This window comes from Salibacterium qingdaonense (assembly GCF_900114715.1).
In the GTDB taxonomy this organism is placed as follows: domain Bacteria; phylum Bacillota; class Bacilli; order Bacillales; family Marinococcaceae; genus Salibacterium; species Salibacterium qingdaonense.
Genome location: NZ_FOTY01000003.1, coordinates 207,568 through 224,650, shown reverse-complemented (window position 1 = coordinate 224,650; position 17,083 = coordinate 207,568). Strand labels below are relative to the sequence as shown.

The window sequence follows — 17,083 nt, the reverse complement described above, 5'->3', positions numbered from 1 at the left end:
TTATTCACAGAACGAACCGCTAGAACCTGTTAAGCATATACTGGTTAAATCTTAAGACATAAAAAAACCTCCGGCGCACCGGAGGTTTTCTATTATGCTCTGGATACATATTCACCTTTTCTTGTATCAATGACAAGATTATCGCCTTCGTTAACGAAGAAAGGAACCTGTACTTTATATCCCGTCTGCAGGACAGCCGGTTTGGTACCTCCGGATGCGGTATCACCCTTGATACCCGGCTCTGTTTCCGCTACTTCAAGCTCTACGTTATTCGGAAGTTCCACGCCGAGCGTTTCGCTGCCGTAGGACATAATCTTTACTTCCATGTTCTCCTTCAGAAAGTTTAATTCGTATTGAATCTGATCACTGGTCAACTCCATCTGGTCAAAGGTCTCCATATCCATAAATGCATGCGCATCGCCGTTTGAGTAGAGATACTGCATGCTTCTGTTCTCAATGTGCGCCCGGTTGATTTTCTCCCCGGCCCGGAACGTTTTTTCCTGAATGTTACCACTGCGGAGACTGCGTAGTTTTGTTCTTACAAATGCAGCACCTTTCCCCGGTTTCACGTGCTGAAAATCTACAACCGTCCAAATATCGTCTTCAACTTCCACTGTTAATCCTGTTTTTAAATCATTTACTGAAACCATATTTCGTTCCTCCATCTCTGCCAAATCAATTTTCTCTTCTACTATAACACATATGCATCGTATTCACGATTTACTGTCCCAGAATCATTAACTCTTTCGGTGATTTCGATAATGTTTTGTTTCCATCTTCGGTCATCACAATGTCGTCTTCAATTCGTGTGCCGCCGATTTCCGGCACGTAAACACCAGGTTCCACCGTCACAACCATACCAGGTTCAAGTACTTGGCTTGACTTTGGGGAAAGTCTCGGTCCTTCATGTACTTCCAGACCAAGTCCGTGTCCCAGACCATGACCGAAATATTCTCCGAATCCCTGTTTCACGATGTGGTCTCTCGCCACAGCATCAGCTTCAGCTCCCGTCATTCCGGGTTTAATTTCCTCAAGGGCTTTCAACTGTGATTCGTACACAACTTGATAAATTTCCCGAAGCCTGCTTGGAGGCTCTCCCACCGCTACCGTGCGTGTTATATCGGAACAATATCCTTGGAAGTAGGCACCGAAATCGAGCGTCAAAAGTTCACCGCTCTGAATCGCTTTTTCCGAGGCTGTACCATGAGGGAGCGCGCTCCTCGTTCCTGATGCAGCAATAATATCGAAAGAAGAAGAAACTGCTCCTTCGCGCCGCATAAAAAATTCAAGCTCATTGCTGACATCTATTTCTTTCACACCCGGCTTTATATATGACGTAATGTGCTCAAATGCCCGGTCTGCTATATCAACAGCCTGCTGCAGTACGTTTAGTTCATCTTGACTTTTGATCAGCCGGATTTCTTCCAAAAGACCACTAAGCGGCTTCAGCTCTGCATCCGTGTTTTGCTGCAGTGACTCGTAGCCGGCATAGCTCACGTTGTCTTTTTCAAATACAAGAGTATCGGCCTGTTCATTTTTGAGCAGTTCTCCCATTTTTTCATAAACAGAAGAAGTGTGCCGTACTACTTCAAAGCCGGGGCATTGTGCTTCAGCCTGTTCTATGTACCGGAAATCCGTGATAAAATAAGCCTTTTTCTGTGTGATTAATACTGCCCCTGCTGTGCCTGTGAATCCACTTACATAGCGTCGGTTGGCAGGGCTGTCAATGACAATGGCCTCAGCCCCCAGGCCCCGCAGTTGTTCTCTTACATTTTCTATTCTATTTATCATTATGTTCCCTCCCGATTTCTCCGCACCGTTACCTTTCAGTGTATCATAAGCCCTTTTTTTTGAATAGTTCAAGCCTGCTGGTGCTGTATCACTTTGTATTCATACGATACTGAATATCCAATAAACACACCATACGTCACGTACAGACAAATTGTCGTCACAAAATCCGTAAGGCTCATGGACGTAATAGGATCTTTCCCCGGAAACAAAGGATGAAGAAAATAAAACACAATCACCCACAACGAAACACCGTAAACAGCACCAAGCCATATGGATTCCCACTTCTGAAAAAAAACACGGTACATAAATGCTGTAAATACCGAAAGAAACGCAATAACTGCTATGCCGGCAAAATGACCGAGGTACGTGTCTTTCCATTCGGGCAGCGCCCACGGCTGTACAGCCATCGCAGGGCCCATTTCCGTAAAATGAAGAGAATAGGCCGCATACCCAATCAGGCTCCATATCACACCACCGAAAAATCCTATCCCTGCTACTTTCTGATTGTAATTCCATTCTTCGTTCACAGCTCCACCTCCTATTGTTATTATGGTGGAACTTTCGTACTTTCATACGGTAGTTCAGACATATTTGTTAAATTTTATGTGTATTTTCTTCAGAAAAGGGAATGGTAAGTTAATAAGATTTATCTTCTTTCTTATACATTCCTTTTTAATTCACAGTCAGTTGTAGAGGAAAAAGGATGTATCATGTAAAATAGAAGTAATAAGAATGTTCAAACGATTTAAGGACAGACGGTGGTCTCCTGTTCCTGCACGTATGAACAGTATCATTCTGTTGAAAGATTACCCTTTGGAGGTGATGTCATGTCCAGGTTTCCAGTAAACCCCTTCCTTCTCGTTATTTTCGGTCTTGCTGTAATCGGGCTTGGTTATCAACTTGTTACAGATCCAATCGGATTCCTCACGTATATCCTGGTTGGCACAGCAGTTGCCGCTGGTTTGTATTTATTGTTCACAAGAGTGCTTATGAAGCGGTCCCCGGTAAACCAGTTTCAAAAAACAGGAGATTCTAAAACCGCAAACAGCAGAGACGCAGCCTCATACAAAAAATATCAAAAAGCCGTCAAACAGCAGAATAAAAATAAATCTTCTCAAAAAGGTTCTCCCCGCGCTTCAGGTAAGCGCCGGAAGGACCATAACTTAACCGTTATTGAAGGCAGGAAAAACAGGAAGAAAAATCGGGCTCTTTTTTAAACGGAGCCTGGTTTTTTGTTTGTAACAAATGAAATCCTGTTATCCTTCAGGTAAATTATTGTGCAGCAGAGGTGCAAAAGGGGGAGAGGATGGTTATGGGGTGGACAGTCTTTACAAATGATTGGTTTTTGGTAGTCATAGCAGCCCTTTTATACTGGACGATGGATAAGCCGGCAGGGGGGAGACTTCTCATTGTGCTGGCGCTCAGTATTTATTTCCACGGTCTCATCAAGCAAATGTTCCTTCCTGTTCCTGCTGATGGAAACGGCGGGTTTACATTTCCCGCCAAGCAGGTTCAGACTGCGGTTGCTTTTTGGGGATACCTCCTGTTTGAGTTTAGAGACAGACGATTCACATGGCTTTCCTTAGCTATTATTATGATTGCTGCAGGCATCACTCTCATTTACACTTCCCATACACTGGAAGACATATTTATGGGCGGGATGATCGGAGCATTTATTGTTTATGTGGTGTATAGGTCGATGGACTGGATTGGAAGCATGCCGGAACCATTTCTGTTTTCTTTTTCTCTCGTATTCCCCTCTTCTCTTCTTCTGCTGTTTCCAGACGGGGCTCTCTACGCGGGGCTTCTTCTCGGTTCAGGCGCCGGTTACAGCGTAGAAAGACTGAAATGCCGGATGACTGTCACCAAAGAGGTTTATAAAAAAGTGATAACTGCTGTTATTGGAGGAGTCGGTCTTTTATTGATCATTGCAGTGGGCAGTCTTTTACCGGCTGTATCGGTCCTGTTCTTTCTGCACGCTGCGTTGGTTGGTTTATGGATCACCCTTTTCCTCCCTTTTGTGTCCGTCCGGCTCGGACTGAATCAACAATCAGGAAAATTTCAGACGCCGGAGTAGTCAATTAATCGGCAGGTGGAAATTTCCGGGACAGAAATTGTTTCGTTTCTGTCTTTCCAATTTGAATTAACTCTTTTTTCTGAAGGACATCGAGGTCAAACTGGGTGCTTTTAATATTCTCGACCGGTAAAAATACGATATTGTCCGCCTGCTGCTTGGAGATATAACGAAGATCATGTGCCTTTCGCATCGTGGAAAACAGGGATTGATAAAGACGGAGTGCATTTTTGATTTTAGGAGATGGTTGTTCGTCCTGCAGGGAAGGCGACAGCTGAAAACCGATTACAGGCCTGCGGCACTGACCGGTCTGTTCATCCCTGAAGAGCCACAGAGGAAAATTACTGAGTATACCGCCGTCCACAATAATGTGGACATTTCGTTTTTTCGTCCGCCATTTAACCGGTTGAAAAATATAAGGAAGCGTGCAGCTCATTTTGACTGCTAGTGCCACCGGAAACCGTTTGGGATCAACTCCGTATTTCGGAAGATCATCCGGCAGTATCAGAAGACGCCCCTCTGTCAGATCCGAAGCGATAAGTTTCAAAGAACCTTCAGGAAGATCCTGAAACGTAAAAATGCGTTTAGCGGCAAGGAGTTTATAGATCCATTTTTCAAGTCTATCGCCTTTGTAAAGCCCCATCTTCCAGTATACCGAAATCCAGGAAATCCAAGGAAGATGATCGTTGAGAAACGTCTCTTCCACGATGGTTGAGCTTTGCAGGGGCATAAAAATGGACCGCAGTTCTTTGGATGTATATCCCGCTTGAATCAAGGCGGCCATTAAAGCTCCGGCACTGGTTCCTGCTGCACGTTCAAAGGTGTATCCCTTTTTTTCAAGTTCCTGAAGAGCCCCGATAAAAGCAAAAGCCTTCACTCCGCCTCCTGCAAACACACCGTCTATGTTCATACCGTTCACCCTTTATACTCATTCTTGTGATGATATCGTATGGGCTCTGAACGATAATTGTGAAAAGAACAAAACACAGCGGTGCTTCACGGTTGAACCCGGGATACAGAGTCAGGATTCGTTTTTCCGCTGGATTTCTTTCAAGGTCTGCACTCTTTCCTCCTTTTCCTGAAAATACTGCACAACATCGCCGATTCGATCGATTGCCTCCCAGCTTAAGTGATGTTCAATGCCTTCCACATCATTGTAAATGAAGGTTTCATCCACGCCGATTAAGTGAAGGAAATCTTCCAGCAATTCATGCCGGTAAACCAGCCGTTTCCCGACTTTTTTTCCTTTAGCCGTGAGTACAAGCCCTCTATATTTTTCATACACAAGATACTCTTTTTTATCAAGTTTCTGGACCATCTTCGTAACAGAAGAGGGATGCACTTCCAGCGCTTCAGCAATATCCGACACTCTCGCGTACCCTTTTTCTTCCATCAATTTATATATACGTTCCAGGTAATCTTCCATACTTGGTGTAGGTGTAGGCATGAATGTTCCTCCAATACGTCCAAAACATTTACATGAATCATTACGTTTCTCTCTTAGTATACAGCAACGTAGAGCCAAGGACAAAGCCGGGATCTTCCACAGAAGTTGAAGAAAGAAAAACAGTATGCGCCGCTTCCTTTCTTCAATACCAATTTGTGTTACAGTTGATTCATACGAACACTTGAAACAGGAGGACATAATAATGCAGTATGTATGGGTACATGATCAATTAACCCCTCAGGAAGAAGCCGGTGTTCATCTGCAGGACCGGGGGTATTATTTTGGCGATGGGATTTATGAAGTCATCCGGCTTTATGACGGAACCCCTTTTTTATGGGATGAACATTTTGAGCGTTTTGCAAGAAGCGCCGCCGAACTGGATATTCCTTTTCCTAAACCCTTGGAACACATAAAACAGGATATGCTGACTCTCATCGAAACCAACCAGGTTTATAATGGAATTATTTACCTTCAGATGACAAGAGGAGTACAGGAACGAAATCACCTCTATTCAAGAGATATGACACCTGTCATCACCGCGTTCACAAAAGAAGAAGACGTCCCTTCCCATCTGCAGGAAGAGGGGATCACTCTTTGGGCTGTCGAGGATATCCGCTGGCTTCGTTGTGATATTAAAACGATAAACCTGCTTGGTAATGTCATGGCCAAACGGAGCGCGGAGGACAACGGATGTCACGAAGCTCTTCTTCACCGCGGACATACGGTGACAGAAGGATCTTCTACAAACATTTTTATGGTTCAAAACGGGGTCATTTATACCCATCCGGCAGACAACTACATTCTAAAAGGGATCACAAGGCAGTTTATTCAGCAGTTGTGCATCGAAAATGGCATTGCTTTCGAAGAATCAGCATTTACACTCGAAGACCTTGAGGATGCAGACGAACTGTTTATTGCCAGCACAAGTCATGAAATCGTACCCGTCAATCACGTATCAGGTACGGTTACAAAGACGCTCCCCTCCCGTTCCCTGACCGATCAGCTGCAACAGTCTTTTCAGACAAGAAAGCTTTCCTGATCTTCCATTACGAAAAAACCGGCTGCCTCCTCTGAGGAACCGGTTTTTTTGCTTCTATGTTCTTCCTTTTTTATCAGCGACGGTAATTCCACTCATCCGTGTCATACTTTTCAGCAGCCAATTCACGTACATGTTTCTCCTGCTGCTCCGTTAAGATGCAGGGCTCCCAGTTCACGTTCAATCCGTCAGCAAATCCCTCATGAAAAGCCTTTGAAACCTGTTCCATCGTTACATTTGCACTGGTCAGCTCATTAATGGCAGCAGCTTTCTTTTTAAACCCTTTCTGCATCCGTTCTCTTACTCTGTCATTTGAATACTTGAATAGATCAAACAGTTTGTCTTCTTCCAGTTCAAGAAGAATCGAACCGTGCTGCAAAATGACACCCTTCTGTCTCGTCTGAGCGCTTCCGGCGATTTTTCGTCCTTCCACCACGAGTTCATACCACGACGGCGCATCAAAACAGACAGCCGACCTTGGGTTTTTCAGGGATTCTTCCTCTTCCTTCGTACGCGGAATGGAAAATTCAGCATGGAGTCCAAGTTTCCTGAATCCTTCCAGGATGCCTTCAGAAATGACACGATACGCCTCTGTAACGGTTTCAGGCATTTGAGGATGATCTTCTGACACGATCACACTGTATGTCAACTCTTTGTCATGCAGGACACCACGGCCTCCCGTTGGACGTCTCACAAAGCCAAGTCCGTGTTTTTGAACTGCGTCGAAATCAATATCTTTATGTACTTTCTGAAAATAACCGACAGACAGTGTTGCCGGATTCCAGCCGTAAAAACGAACAACCGGCGGTATTTTCCCTTCACTGTGCCACTGCATCAACATTTCATCCATGGCCATGTTCCATGCCGGAGGGCAGCTGCCGGAGTCTATGAAGTACCATGTTTCTTTTGTCATGTCCTCCCCCACTTTCACTGGAAACTTTTCACTCCTGCATTATCAGTATAACAATTCTCATCATGAATCAAAAGTTTCCCGGCTTTGAACGAATTAAACTTTGCTTACACAAGCAATCCTTATTATAATACACCTTGTAGCCTTGTACACGTAAAGGAGGAGTGGGAATGACGTTAACATGGATCTTATGGGGAATTTTGCTTGTTATCCTGATCGTACTTCTGTTCCGGCGCTTTAAAAAACCGGGGTTCTTAACAGAATTGACACAGGAAGAATTTATTAAAGGGTACCGGAAAGCACAACTGCTTGATGTCCGGGAACCTCGTGAATACAATGGCGGACACATTCTGGGCGCTCGTAATCTACCGCTGTCCCAGCTGAAACAACGTATAAACGAAATCAGGGATGACCAGCCTGTCTATTTATACTGTCAATCCGGTGCACGAAGCCGCCAGGCCGCCCGCATTATCCGTAAAAAAGCCGGAACCAATGATATCTATCAATTGAAAAAAGGCTTCAAGAAATGGACGGGAAAGGTTAAGAAAAAATAATACAGCTTCTAATTAACGTTCAAAGAGTCTGTCTTTGAGCGTTTTTTTGTATAAGTCTTCTCATCCACCCCCCATCCTGCCCTGCCTCTTCTACTGCATGCATAAAAATCTTTCCATTTGAACATGACTAGCCATAACGATGTTCCAAAAAAGGAGAACGAATACTATGACGGCGGAACTTAACTTTCATCCGGATTGGGAGCTGTTTGATCATACTATCCGCACAAAGGAACAGCTCTCGTCCTGGGAACAGTTTCAGCTTGCCTACGAGGCTGAACAGTGGAAGGCGGTACCCGACTTTGACGGACTGCTGTGCCTGCGTCATATTGCGGGAGTGGACCTTTACCCACACCAGGAACAAACAGCAAAACGTGTACTGGAAGAGATGGACGGACGTGCGATTCTTGCCGATGAAGTCGGTCTCGGTAAAACCATTGAAGCAGGATTGATTTTAAAGGAATACATGGTAAGGGGACTTGTTAAAAAGGCATTGATTCTCGTACCCGCTTCGTTAACCGGACAATGGGCACAAGAAATGCAGAGCAAATTTCTGATTCCTGCCGCTGTGCAGCGCAAAACATACGTATGGGAGGAAGCTGATGTGGTTATTGCCTCCATCGATACAGCCAAACAGGCCCCGCACCGGGATATCGTACTTAATCAGGACTATGATATGGTCATTTTCGATGAAGCTCATAAGTTAAAGAATCCCAAAACAAAAAACTATGAATTTGCAAGACTCGTAAAGAAAACATTTTGTCTTATGCTGACGGCAACACCGGTGCAGAATAACCCTGCCGAACTTTTTCATTTAATTCACCTGTTAAAGCCCGGCCTTCTCGGCAGTCAACAAGAATTTAAGAGGCTGTTCAAAGAAAAAGGAGAACAGGAGGTGAAGCATATTGTGCAGCAGGTGATGGTGAGAAACCGGAGGGAAGAAACGAAAATATCATGGACGAAGCGAAAGGTGCATTCCGTTTATATTTCATTCACCCCGCAGGAACAGCATTTCTACCATTCCCTGAAAAACCTGACACCGGGAGACGGACACCGGTTTCATGGTTTTACGTCGGTAACACTGTTACGGGAAGCCTGCAGCAGTAAAGAAGCTGCATATGGAACGCTTGCAAACATGTACGAAAAAGAAGAGCTTTCCGAAGAGACATTTATCGGACTTCTGGAAAGCATTCAGAACATTGATACCAACAGTAAGGCTCAAAGAGCACTCGAGATCATTCAGGGAACAGATGATAAAGTTGTTCTTTTCACCGAGTATCGATCGACCCAGCTTTATCTGCAATGGTTTTTCAAGCAATACGGTATACTGTCGGTCCCTTTCCGCGGCGGTTTCAGACACAGCAAAAAAGAATGGATGCAGATGATTTTCCGGGATCGCGCCAAAGTGATGATTGCCACAGAAGCCGGCGGTGAAGGAATCAATCTTCAATTCAGCAGTACCATCATCAATTATGACCTTCCCTGGAACCCGATGCGGCTCGAACAGCGGATCGGCCGGCTTCACCGGTTAGGACAGGAAAAAGACGTACAGATCTATAACATGGCTGTCAGACAAACCATCGAAGAACATGTTCTTGCGTTGCTGTACGAGAAAATTCACCTATTTGAAAATGTAATTGGTACATTGGATACCATTCTGGATTCCCGATTCGGCGAAGAGATGGAACAGTATATCACCGAAACGATGCAGCACTCAGAATCCGAGCGTGAAATGGAAGTGAAGCTTAACCATCTCTATGCACTCATGGAAAATGAATCCGGACAAAAAGGAGGATGACCTCTTTGGGAGATGAACTGCTGCGGTATATCCACCGGTATTTTGAAACAAACGGGGCTTCGATTCTGCACCGCTCCAACCACTCTATCCAGATTAAGTTGACAGAAGCACTGGACCGGGAGTTAATGAACCGGCCCTTTTACTGGCATTACGTTAAAAAAACAGGGGGAATTCCGGAACCGATGACGCTCACGTTTTTTACAGAACAACCAAAAGACCGCTCGGAAAAAGGAGAATGGCTGCACGTTGGGACGCCAAGGCTTCATCAAATTTTTGAATCCGCCCGCAGCAAAGGTATTTGGTGTCTGCTCTATGAACACCATAAGCCGCAGCAGACCCCGGCTCCTCTTTACCCCTGGCTCGTTGTAAATGTGAAATTCTCATTTGTTTCTCACCAACGTAAAGACAAAATCGTGTCTTATGGATTGCAGCTGATACACGGCCAGCTCGTTCATAATATGATGGAAAACCTGAAACCGCTTTGCCTCGAACCTATCATTGCAGATCATTCCTTCCCCATGGCTTCGCTTATTCAGGTGGAAAGCGGCCTGCGGCGGATTAAAAACGAAGCACGCCGCTTTGTCGATGAGCACCCTGATGACTGGGCCGAAAAAGCAGAAAAAAAGATGCTCGAGGAACTGACGCTGCTTCATGCCTACAATCAAGCTGTGTCTTCTGCCTGGGAGGATTATGAAAAGGAAAAAAACGATATACGCAGCAGATACCACCCATCGGTTCACATAGATATCAGTAACAGCGGTCTGTTTTACTTGTCCCAATCTTCCTTTTAAATCATAAAGAAGATGAACCCATTCCCTGACTAGGCAGCACAAAGGCTGGGACAAAACCTGTATAAGATAGAAAAATGCCGAACGATTTTTTAAAAAATCGTTCGGCATTTTTCGTTGCTGAGACAAACCGCTGCGCCAAAATGCTTCGCTTTTACTCCAGAGCACAAGGGCGACATCGATTCGCCAGGGCTCATCGTGTCTTCTTTGCCGCGGGCACGGCTCAAGCCTCCTCGGAAGAAAACCGCTTCCTGCGGGGTCCCCGAGACTCGTGCTGTTCTGAGCAGGAGTCGAAGCATTTTGGCTCCGCTACCATTAGACTGTTGAGCAACGATGCAAGACATTCGTATTGTCCTCCACCTATTTTACTTTTGTCCCAGTCTCGTTCTTCAAAAATATTAATGCTGCAGACTCTGTCCACCGGTCAGCTTGACGGGGCTCCGCTTATAAAAATTGTCATGATAGAGAACCATCCAAATACAAGCAGAGACAATCCGGCGAATCCGAATCCCAAAAAGTTCCTTCTTTTTATCTCACGGATGGTTGCGACACCGCAGAGTATGGCAACCACAAGCATGGTAATTCCAAAAGCCATGAAAAATCCCCCTTCTTTTCGATAACCGAGGTATCGAATCAGTCTCATTTCTACATTCATGTTGACTTTATTATACCTTTTTTCCTAAAGACATGCATCCATTAATTTAAGCTTTTTTGTACAGAATTATGTTAAAATAGCCCCAATCTATAGATTAAAATTGGAGGATGAGAGCATGAACTGGGAGACAATACCTTTAGGACCCATTCAGACTAACTGTTACCTGTTATATAATGATAAAGGTGAAGCAGTTGTTTTTGACCCCGGCGGAGATGAGAACGTGCTTCACGACAAAATCCATTCTCTCGGGCTGCAGCCACAGGTTATACTATTAACCCACGCGCATTTCGACCATATCGGTGCTGTTGATTCTGTTCGAAACAAATATAATATACCAGTATACGTTCATACCAGAGAAGCTGATTGGCTCACAGACCCGGAGAAAAACGGATCCTCCCTGTTTTTGAACGGCGGTGTGTATGCGTCAAAAGCAGACCATCTGATCACAGAAGAAGGCACGCTTTCAACCGGCGCCTTTTCTTTTGAGGTAATGGAAACCCCCGGGCATTCTCCCGGAAGCGTCTCCTTTTACTGCGGACAGATACAAACCGTTTTTTCCGGCGACGTTCTGTTCGCCGGGGCTATCGGTCGGACAGACCTGCCGGGCGGAGATCATTCACAGCTTCTAAGCGTCCTTCATAATAAAATGCTTGAACTGCCGGAAGAAACTTATGTTGCCTGTGGTCATGGTCCGTGGACGACCATCGGCACGGAAATGGACAGCAACCCGTTTCTAAATGGTTTTTAACCACCACAAACAGGTCCCCTTTATTATAAGAACGGAAGAACGTCCTGTCATCCCCTAAACACGCCGGCGCTTTGTACTCCCCATTACATTTCAAAAAGAAGCTGCCCTTTCCCGCGGGCAGCTTCTACTCGTTACCGGTATGTACATTCCGGGCCTTCCCGTTGTATTTAGTGAAAGCCCGGATTCATAATAAAGGTTGAATAATACGTGAAGCTGACAAAAAATAATGTCAAATACGCTCCAAAAATGTAAATGTACATCCGTTCCGTCAATTTCATGTATCCCAGTGCTACAAAGAAAGCTGTTTGAGCAAAAAACAGCACGGCCATATTGAACATGTCGCCTACAAAAAATAATACAGCGAATACAGCTGTCCAGAACCCAAGCATTCGGTACATGCGGTCCATATTCTCCCCCCCCCCCTGTCAGAATCACAAAACATTCGGATGATGATAACTAACCATATTATATACGAGGGATGTAATCCTTGTAAACGTTTTTCCTGCTCTTTTGTGAACGGTGTCTATGACCTTCTACGTTTCTGCCATGCCACCTTAAAAGAAAGCGGAAGAAGTCCGAACCATCGAAATCCAATACGCTCCGGCCGGAAATCATGCTGTTTTTTCTCTTTTTTCGCACCGCCCAGTTTTGTTTCCAATGCTTCGACAGCTTCCATGATGAGATATTTTAAAAATGGATTAGGTGTCACAGACTACCTCCTTTTCTGCTCTGTGCAGGAATAATTATTTTAAGGATAACCGGTTTGCGGTTGTTTTATTCTGTTTCTTCTTTGTGATACTCAAGATAATAAGACCGTGTCCTTTCGTGTCCGTCAGCTGTCACCGCCTTAAATATAAGATGAATATGTGTATCAGAAAATTCTTTTTCCTGCCATTGCACATAACCACTCGGAAAACGATAGATCTGGTTCTCGTTTCCTGCTCTCCTTTCTTTTTCGTTTGTCCACTTCCATTCCGCGTTTCGCAGCAGCCATTCCAGCTGAAGAACTTGTTCTTCTTTAGACACACTCTGCTTCTCGTTAACAAAAACTGCCGCCTCAACAAACAGCAAAGATGTAAACAGAAAACAGATAATCAGCAGAATCGGCATTACGGCTCCCTTTTCACCCAATACACATTCTCCTTTTCCGTCAGCGGTCTTCTCCCAATAACGCCCGACCAAACCGCCCCCTGCCTGTCTACGACGGACACCTCGGCTCCGAACGAAGCAGCTGCAGCTGAGAAGTCTTTTACATCCTGAAGTACGATTTCGTGGCCGGTTCCATTTTTTCTACGGATAATCCGCCCATCGGAAAGGCTGTACTGCCGCTCATTGCGGGTTTCTTTAAGAATCAGCCCGTTTTCCTTTATCTCAAGTTCGTAAGCATAATTCATGTCTTCCTGGAGCTGCTGGAAAAACATCTGTATTTCCTGGTTGGAAGTGGTCTCCTTTTTCTCCCATAACGGAAGAACCTGCACAATGACTACAGAAGAGACGAACAGCACACTGAGCGATATAAGCACTTCAATCAGTGTCATGCCGCTTGAATGACGAAAGAAAGAACAGGCATTTTTTATAAAAACGGCCATTCCCCCCTTCCCATTGCAGGCAGAGGTTTGTGCCTGCTTGTTTTGAATGCCTGGACCATTCATAAATCCCGTCCGTATCTCCAGTCTCCACTCCCGGTTGATGATAAATGGATGTCAACGCTTCTTTTTCCAAGAGATAAAGTGCTGTTCTTTCTTCATCTACCGTTTTCTGCTCCTCCAGACTGCGTTGATATACCGGCAGGAAAATAAGTGAAAATAAAGAAAGAACCGCCAAAGCTGTCACTGCCTCCATTAAAGTAAAACCCTTTTCATCTTTCTTCAATATAGACCCTCCCTTTTCCAACCAGGACGACAAGTTTGTAGCTTTTGTGCGGCGTCTGTATAAACACTGTACCGGCTTTCCTTGCGTTTCCATTGCTTTTGAAGCCGATGTCATCAAATGTCATGGTGCTGCGTTTAAACGATACACCTTCAGGAAGCTGCCGTGTTTGAATAGGGTCTTCCCAATACGAGCCTTCCCTCATTTGATAAGACTTTTTTGTGTCCTGAAAATAAATCCATTCCTGATCGGCATAGGCCAACTGCTGACCAGCGCGTAAATCTTCCTCAAGCATCTTCAGAAAATAATCAACCTGTTTTTTATCGTACATCGTATGAAGGTGCAGAACAGGGACGGCTGTCATTATGGAAAGGACAGCCAGTACAAGGATTATTTCCATTAACGTGTGTCCTTGTTCTGCCGATAAGGCACGCTTCATTGTTCCGCTTTCGTCACCGTACCGTCCTCATGCAACGTAAGTGCAGTCTGATCAGGGCATGTGACGGTGTCCACATATCCTCCTTCTTCTAAATCAGCGAGCGATGACGCTGCGGTTTTATGTTCCACCCTGTATGCTCCCGCCTGCGCTTCCAAAAGATTGATCGTTGCATCGCACCCTTTCGACTGCGCGACATCATTATTTTTCACCATATTCGGTACGGCAATGAGAAGAAGTACTGTAATAATGAGCAGTACCACCATCATTTCTATCATTGTAAAACCAGACTCATTTTTGATATTTTTTCTCATGCGCTTCCCCTTCTTTCTGTCGTTTTGGTTTCCAGTACACGGAGCAGGGTCATGATGTCTTCTTCCTTATTGATTTCAAGTGCCTGCAGCCGTTTCTCCAGTTCAACGATTTTTGATTCAAATGAAAACGGGGATACGACGTTCAAGGATCGAGTCATTCTTTTTCCTTCTTTCTTTGTATTATCCCGTAGTAAGCGGCTTTCATGTTTTTTATGTTTGTGAAATGTGAACAACGCTGATACTCCGGGGATCCATCAGCAGAGGGCAGTCTGTTCCTGTTACTTGGAAGTTACACGTTACTGCATAGAATTCATCAATTGGAACATGGGAAGAAATACGGACAGAAACATCCCCAGAATAACCACTCCAATAATCAAAAACAGGACCGGCTGCAGTATCATTACCGTTTTATTGATCCGTTCCTCGAGAACCTCAAGCATCCGTTCCCCGTAAAAAGCAAGATCTTCTGCCAATCTCCCGGAAACCTGACCGTGCTGAATAACATACTTCATGTCACCGCGGTACCATCCGGATTCCTCGACAGCTGCATACAAGGTTTTCCCTTCTTTAAGCTTTTGTTTCAATTGACTCCCTTCTACCTGGAAAAAAGGAAAATGGTGCTGCTTTTCAAAAACGAGACAGACTTCGTATATCGAAACACCTCCTTTGAGCATGCTGCTGAACTGAAGAGAAAAATAATAGGTGAGAAAAAGTTTAAGGTAGGTACTTACCCATGGAAGGCGGTACAAAGAGGCGTATTGGCGCTGAGGTGTAAAATGCCGGAAACGGCACATATAATAGATGAAACCTGCCACAATAAGCGGCAGCAGTATGACCGCAGCATACGGCGCGTACTGAAACAACTGCAGCATTATCCGGGTAAGTACCGGAAAATCCATGTCGAGCGACTGAAAGAGCCGGCGGAATGAAGGAAACAAATAATGCACCATAACCACAGCGATCATAAAAAGAATCCACATTAACACAATAGGATAGCGCAGAAGTTTCTGCATTGAACCCCGGACTTTGATTCTTTTTTGATACAGCTCCCCTGCCCCTTTTAATCCTTCAGAGAGAAAACCTCCCTGCTCCGAAAAGAAAACATATGCGCAAACATCTGCTGGAAATTCGTGTTGATGGAGGACTTCATGAAAACCGGTGCCGGTTCGCAGCTCTTCACTCATCTGCAGTACTTTTTCCTTAATGTTGTATGGTTGTTCCCACGATATAAGCTGCAGTGCCTGGTCGAGAGGATAACCCTGCTCGAGTAATGTACCGGTTTTCATTAAAAAATCAGATCTGGCTTCTTTCGCCCAACCGTGCCTCTCAAACATAAACCGACTCCTTTCTGTACGCCGGTCGAAACAGCCCAAGACTGTAACCTTTCATTCTCTGATTGTGCCTGGAAATCGTTACGGAGGCGGCCTTCCCGTTCAGGCATTGATGCAGTTCATCTGCTGCTAAAATGTCAAAAAGAGCAGTACGGGACGTGTGCCTGTAATGGGTGCAGTAGATGGAGCAGGGCTGGCTTTGGCACAGAGGACAATAGCGGGAAGCAAGTTCCTGGGATGTGACACAGAGAAGAATTTCTTTTAAATCAGAGGAGAGACATCCCAGATCCTGCAGCCGCTGCACGGCCCCCTGTGCCGATCCTGCATGCATGGTCGTCAACACAAGATGGCCGGTCAAGGCCGCCCGAACGGCCATGGCAGCAGTATGTTCATCGCGGATCTCACCAATCATCAAAACATCAGGATCATGCCGGAGAGAAGACTTCAACAATTCCCGGTACGTCAAACCGGCTTTTTCATTGACTTCCGTCTGAATAAATGACTCATCCTGTATTTCCACCGGATCTTCCACACTGACGATACGAGCCCCTCGGCCGGCCAGTTCATGTAAAAATGCATACAGCGTTGTCGTTTTACCCGAACCGGTTGGACCGGTCAAAATCAGCATACCGTTTCTTTGTTCTAAAAGGGAAGAAAAATAGGATGTTACGTGAGAGGTGTAGGATATAGAAGATAGTTGGAAAAATTCATGCTGTGGAAGGAGCCTGACCGCCAGACTTTCCCTTTGGAATGCCGGCAATGTGGAGAAGCGGAGATTTACCGGGGGACTCGTATTTTTAAGCAGCAGCGATCCATTCTGCGGACGCCTTTGTTCCCCTATGTCCATGCCCGCCCTGAATTTAAAATGAGCGGTTAATCGTTCAGCATACCGTATACTCATACTGCTGACCGGACGTAAGCGTCCGTGGATCCGGAAGAATAAACTTGTCTTTTTCCTTCCCGGCTGCAGATGAATATCGGTTGCATGCAGCTGCAGCGCCTGCTCGATTAAACGCTGACTCTCCTGTTCCATATTTTCCAAATTATCACCTTCCTTTTTATTAACATAATATTATTATTCGGCATGGTTTACAAAATTCCTTCTTTTTCTCAAAAAAATTTTTGCATAGCATTTCACTATTCTGCTTATCCTAATGATTGACACTGGGATGTAGCCAAGCGGTAAGGCATCGGATTTTGATTCCGTGATTCGCAGGTTCGAACCCTGCCATCCCAGCCATTTACATATGTTTTGTTCTTTTCCATGCTTATGGTGCAGGTAAATAATAAAAATCCGAACGATGCCGCATTTCATAGTGGAACGGATGCACATCG

Annotated in this window: 24 protein-coding genes and 1 tRNA gene; 8 read left to right on the top strand and 17 right to left on the bottom strand. The window is 45.0% G+C overall.

Annotation, left to right across the window (positions count from 1 at the left end):
- Nucleotides 1–92 precede the first annotated feature (92 nt).
- The 3 genes from efp to BM058_RS04470 all read right to left on the bottom strand — a co-directional run bounded on the left by efp (nt 93) and on the right by BM058_RS04470 (nt 2,318).
- Nucleotides 93–650, bottom strand: coding sequence for an elongation factor P (efp, locus tag BM058_RS04480; RefSeq protein ID WP_090925813.1), 558 nt, complete (start codon nt 648–650; stop codon nt 93–95).
- Nucleotides 651–720: 70 nt separating this feature from the next.
- Nucleotides 721–1,788, bottom strand: coding sequence for a M24 family metallopeptidase (locus BM058_RS04475; protein ID WP_281244671.1), 1,068 nt, complete (start codon nt 1,786–1,788; stop codon nt 721–723).
- Nucleotides 1,789–1,859: 71 nt separating this feature from the next.
- Nucleotides 1,860–2,318, bottom strand: coding sequence for a YqhR family membrane protein (locus tag BM058_RS04470; RefSeq protein WP_245736832.1), 459 nt, complete (start codon nt 2,316–2,318; stop codon nt 1,860–1,862).
- Nucleotides 2,319–2,618: 300 nt separating this feature from the next.
- Between BM058_RS04470 and BM058_RS04465 the strand changes: the two genes are divergently transcribed.
- Nucleotides 2,619–3,008, top strand: coding sequence for a tripartite tricarboxylate transporter TctB family protein (locus BM058_RS04465; protein WP_090925810.1), 390 nt, complete (start codon nt 2,619–2,621; stop codon nt 3,006–3,008).
- Between the two features lie 95 nt (nt 3,009–3,103).
- Entirely contained in the window at nt 3,104–3,868 is a 765-nt protein-coding gene (locus BM058_RS04460; protein WP_090925809.1) for a phosphatase PAP2 family protein, read from the top strand.
- 4 nt (nt 3,869–3,872) lie between these two features.
- On the opposite strand, the gene BM058_RS04455 is transcribed toward BM058_RS04460, so the two are convergent.
- Complete coding sequence (locus BM058_RS04455) at nt 3,873–4,775, bottom strand: patatin-like phospholipase family protein (RefSeq protein ID WP_090925808.1); 903 nt, start codon at nt 4,773–4,775, stop codon at nt 3,873–3,875.
- Nucleotides 4,776–4,886: 111 nt separating this feature from the next.
- A complete protein-coding gene (gene mntR / locus BM058_RS04450; protein ID WP_090925807.1) occupies nt 4,887–5,312 on the bottom strand; it encodes a transcriptional regulator MntR in 426 nt (141 codons plus the stop codon).
- 202 nt (nt 5,313–5,514) lie between these two features.
- Between mntR and dat the strand changes: the two genes are divergently transcribed.
- Nucleotides 5,515–6,351, top strand: a complete 837-nt coding sequence (gene dat, locus BM058_RS04445; RefSeq protein WP_090925806.1) for a D-amino-acid transaminase — start codon at nt 5,515–5,517, stop codon at nt 6,349–6,351.
- A 73-nt stretch (nt 6,352–6,424) separates the two neighbouring features.
- On the opposite strand, the gene BM058_RS04440 is transcribed toward dat, so the two are convergent.
- On the bottom strand, nt 6,425–7,261 hold the full coding sequence (locus BM058_RS04440) for a lipoate--protein ligase family protein (protein WP_090925884.1): 837 nt from the start codon (nt 7,259–7,261) through the stop codon (nt 6,425–6,427).
- A 167-nt stretch (nt 7,262–7,428) separates the two neighbouring features.
- Here BM058_RS04440 and BM058_RS04435 point away from each other — a divergent pair, with 167 nt between their 5' ends.
- The 3 genes from BM058_RS04435 to BM058_RS04425 all read left to right on the top strand — a co-directional run bounded on the left by BM058_RS04435 (nt 7,429) and on the right by BM058_RS04425 (nt 10,398).
- Nucleotides 7,429–7,812, top strand: coding sequence for a rhodanese-like domain-containing protein (locus BM058_RS04435; RefSeq protein WP_090925805.1), 384 nt, complete (start codon nt 7,429–7,431; stop codon nt 7,810–7,812).
- 166 nt (nt 7,813–7,978) lie between these two features.
- Nucleotides 7,979–9,607: a DEAD/DEAH box helicase gene (locus BM058_RS04430; protein WP_090925804.1), complete on the top strand. Its 1,629-nt coding sequence runs from the start codon at nt 7,979–7,981 to the stop codon at nt 9,605–9,607.
- A 5-nt stretch (nt 9,608–9,612) separates the two neighbouring features.
- Nucleotides 9,613–10,398, top strand: a complete 786-nt coding sequence (locus tag BM058_RS04425) for a YqhG family protein (protein WP_177195428.1) — start codon at nt 9,613–9,615, stop codon at nt 10,396–10,398.
- Between the two features lie 421 nt (nt 10,399–10,819).
- Here BM058_RS04425 and BM058_RS04415 read toward each other — a convergent pair whose 3' ends face one another.
- Complete coding sequence (locus BM058_RS04415; RefSeq protein WP_090925801.1) at nt 10,820–10,990, bottom strand: DUF2759 domain-containing protein; 171 nt, start codon at nt 10,988–10,990, stop codon at nt 10,820–10,822.
- A gap of 175 nt (nt 10,991–11,165) precedes the next feature.
- Between BM058_RS04415 and BM058_RS04410 the strand changes: the two genes are divergently transcribed.
- Nucleotides 11,166–11,798, top strand: a complete 633-nt coding sequence (locus BM058_RS04410) for an MBL fold metallo-hydrolase (RefSeq protein ID WP_090925800.1) — start codon at nt 11,166–11,168, stop codon at nt 11,796–11,798.
- Nucleotides 11,799–11,965: 167 nt separating this feature from the next.
- On the opposite strand, the gene BM058_RS04405 is transcribed toward BM058_RS04410, so the two are convergent.
- From BM058_RS04405 to comGA, 10 genes are all read right to left on the bottom strand, one after another.
- Nucleotides 11,966–12,205: a DUF2626 domain-containing protein gene (locus BM058_RS04405; protein WP_090925799.1), complete on the bottom strand. Its 240-nt coding sequence runs from the start codon at nt 12,203–12,205 to the stop codon at nt 11,966–11,968.
- 116 nt (nt 12,206–12,321) lie between these two features.
- Complete coding sequence (locus tag BM058_RS04400; protein ID WP_090925798.1) at nt 12,322–12,507, bottom strand: hypothetical protein; 186 nt, start codon at nt 12,505–12,507, stop codon at nt 12,322–12,324.
- A 65-nt stretch (nt 12,508–12,572) separates the two neighbouring features.
- Nucleotides 12,573–12,929: a competence type IV pilus minor pilin ComGG gene (locus BM058_RS04395; protein ID WP_090925797.1), complete on the bottom strand. Its 357-nt coding sequence runs from the start codon at nt 12,927–12,929 to the stop codon at nt 12,573–12,575.
- Entirely contained in the window at nt 12,908–13,387 is a 480-nt protein-coding gene (locus BM058_RS04390) for a ComGF family competence protein (protein WP_177195427.1), read from the bottom strand. Before BM058_RS04390 ends, BM058_RS04395 begins: the two co-directional genes overlap by 22 nt.
- Nucleotides 13,323–13,670 (bottom strand): type II secretion system protein, encoded by a 348-nt coding sequence (locus tag BM058_RS17980; RefSeq protein ID WP_177195426.1) that lies wholly within the window; start codon nt 13,668–13,670, stop codon nt 13,323–13,325. Before BM058_RS17980 ends, BM058_RS04390 begins: the two co-directional genes overlap by 65 nt.
- The gene (gene comGD, locus BM058_RS18130; protein ID WP_090925795.1) at nt 13,657–14,067 is read right to left on the bottom strand and encodes a competence type IV pilus minor pilin ComGD; all 411 of its coding nucleotides are present in this window, start codon (nt 14,065–14,067) and stop codon (nt 13,657–13,659) included. Before comGD ends, BM058_RS17980 begins: the two co-directional genes overlap by 14 nt.
- Before the next feature lie 35 nt (nt 14,068–14,102).
- Nucleotides 14,103–14,417, bottom strand: coding sequence for a competence type IV pilus major pilin ComGC (gene comGC / locus BM058_RS04380; RefSeq protein ID WP_090925794.1), 315 nt, complete (start codon nt 14,415–14,417; stop codon nt 14,103–14,105).
- Complete coding sequence (locus BM058_RS18125) at nt 14,414–14,575, bottom strand: hypothetical protein (protein ID WP_177195425.1); 162 nt, start codon at nt 14,573–14,575, stop codon at nt 14,414–14,416. Before BM058_RS18125 ends, comGC begins: the two co-directional genes overlap by 4 nt.
- A gap of 138 nt (nt 14,576–14,713) precedes the next feature.
- Entirely contained in the window at nt 14,714–15,751 is a 1,038-nt protein-coding gene (gene comGB, locus BM058_RS04370; protein WP_090925792.1) for a competence type IV pilus assembly protein ComGB, read from the bottom strand.
- Complete coding sequence (gene comGA / locus BM058_RS04365) at nt 15,744–16,781, bottom strand: competence type IV pilus ATPase ComGA (protein ID WP_245736844.1); 1,038 nt, start codon at nt 16,779–16,781, stop codon at nt 15,744–15,746. The genes comGB and comGA overlap by 8 nt, the downstream gene beginning before the upstream one ends.
- A gap of 132 nt (nt 16,782–16,913) precedes the next feature.
- Here comGA and BM058_RS04360 point away from each other — a divergent pair.
- Nucleotides 16,914–16,988, top strand: a tRNA-Gln gene (locus tag BM058_RS04360).
- Nucleotides 16,989–17,083: the final 95 nt, after the last annotated feature.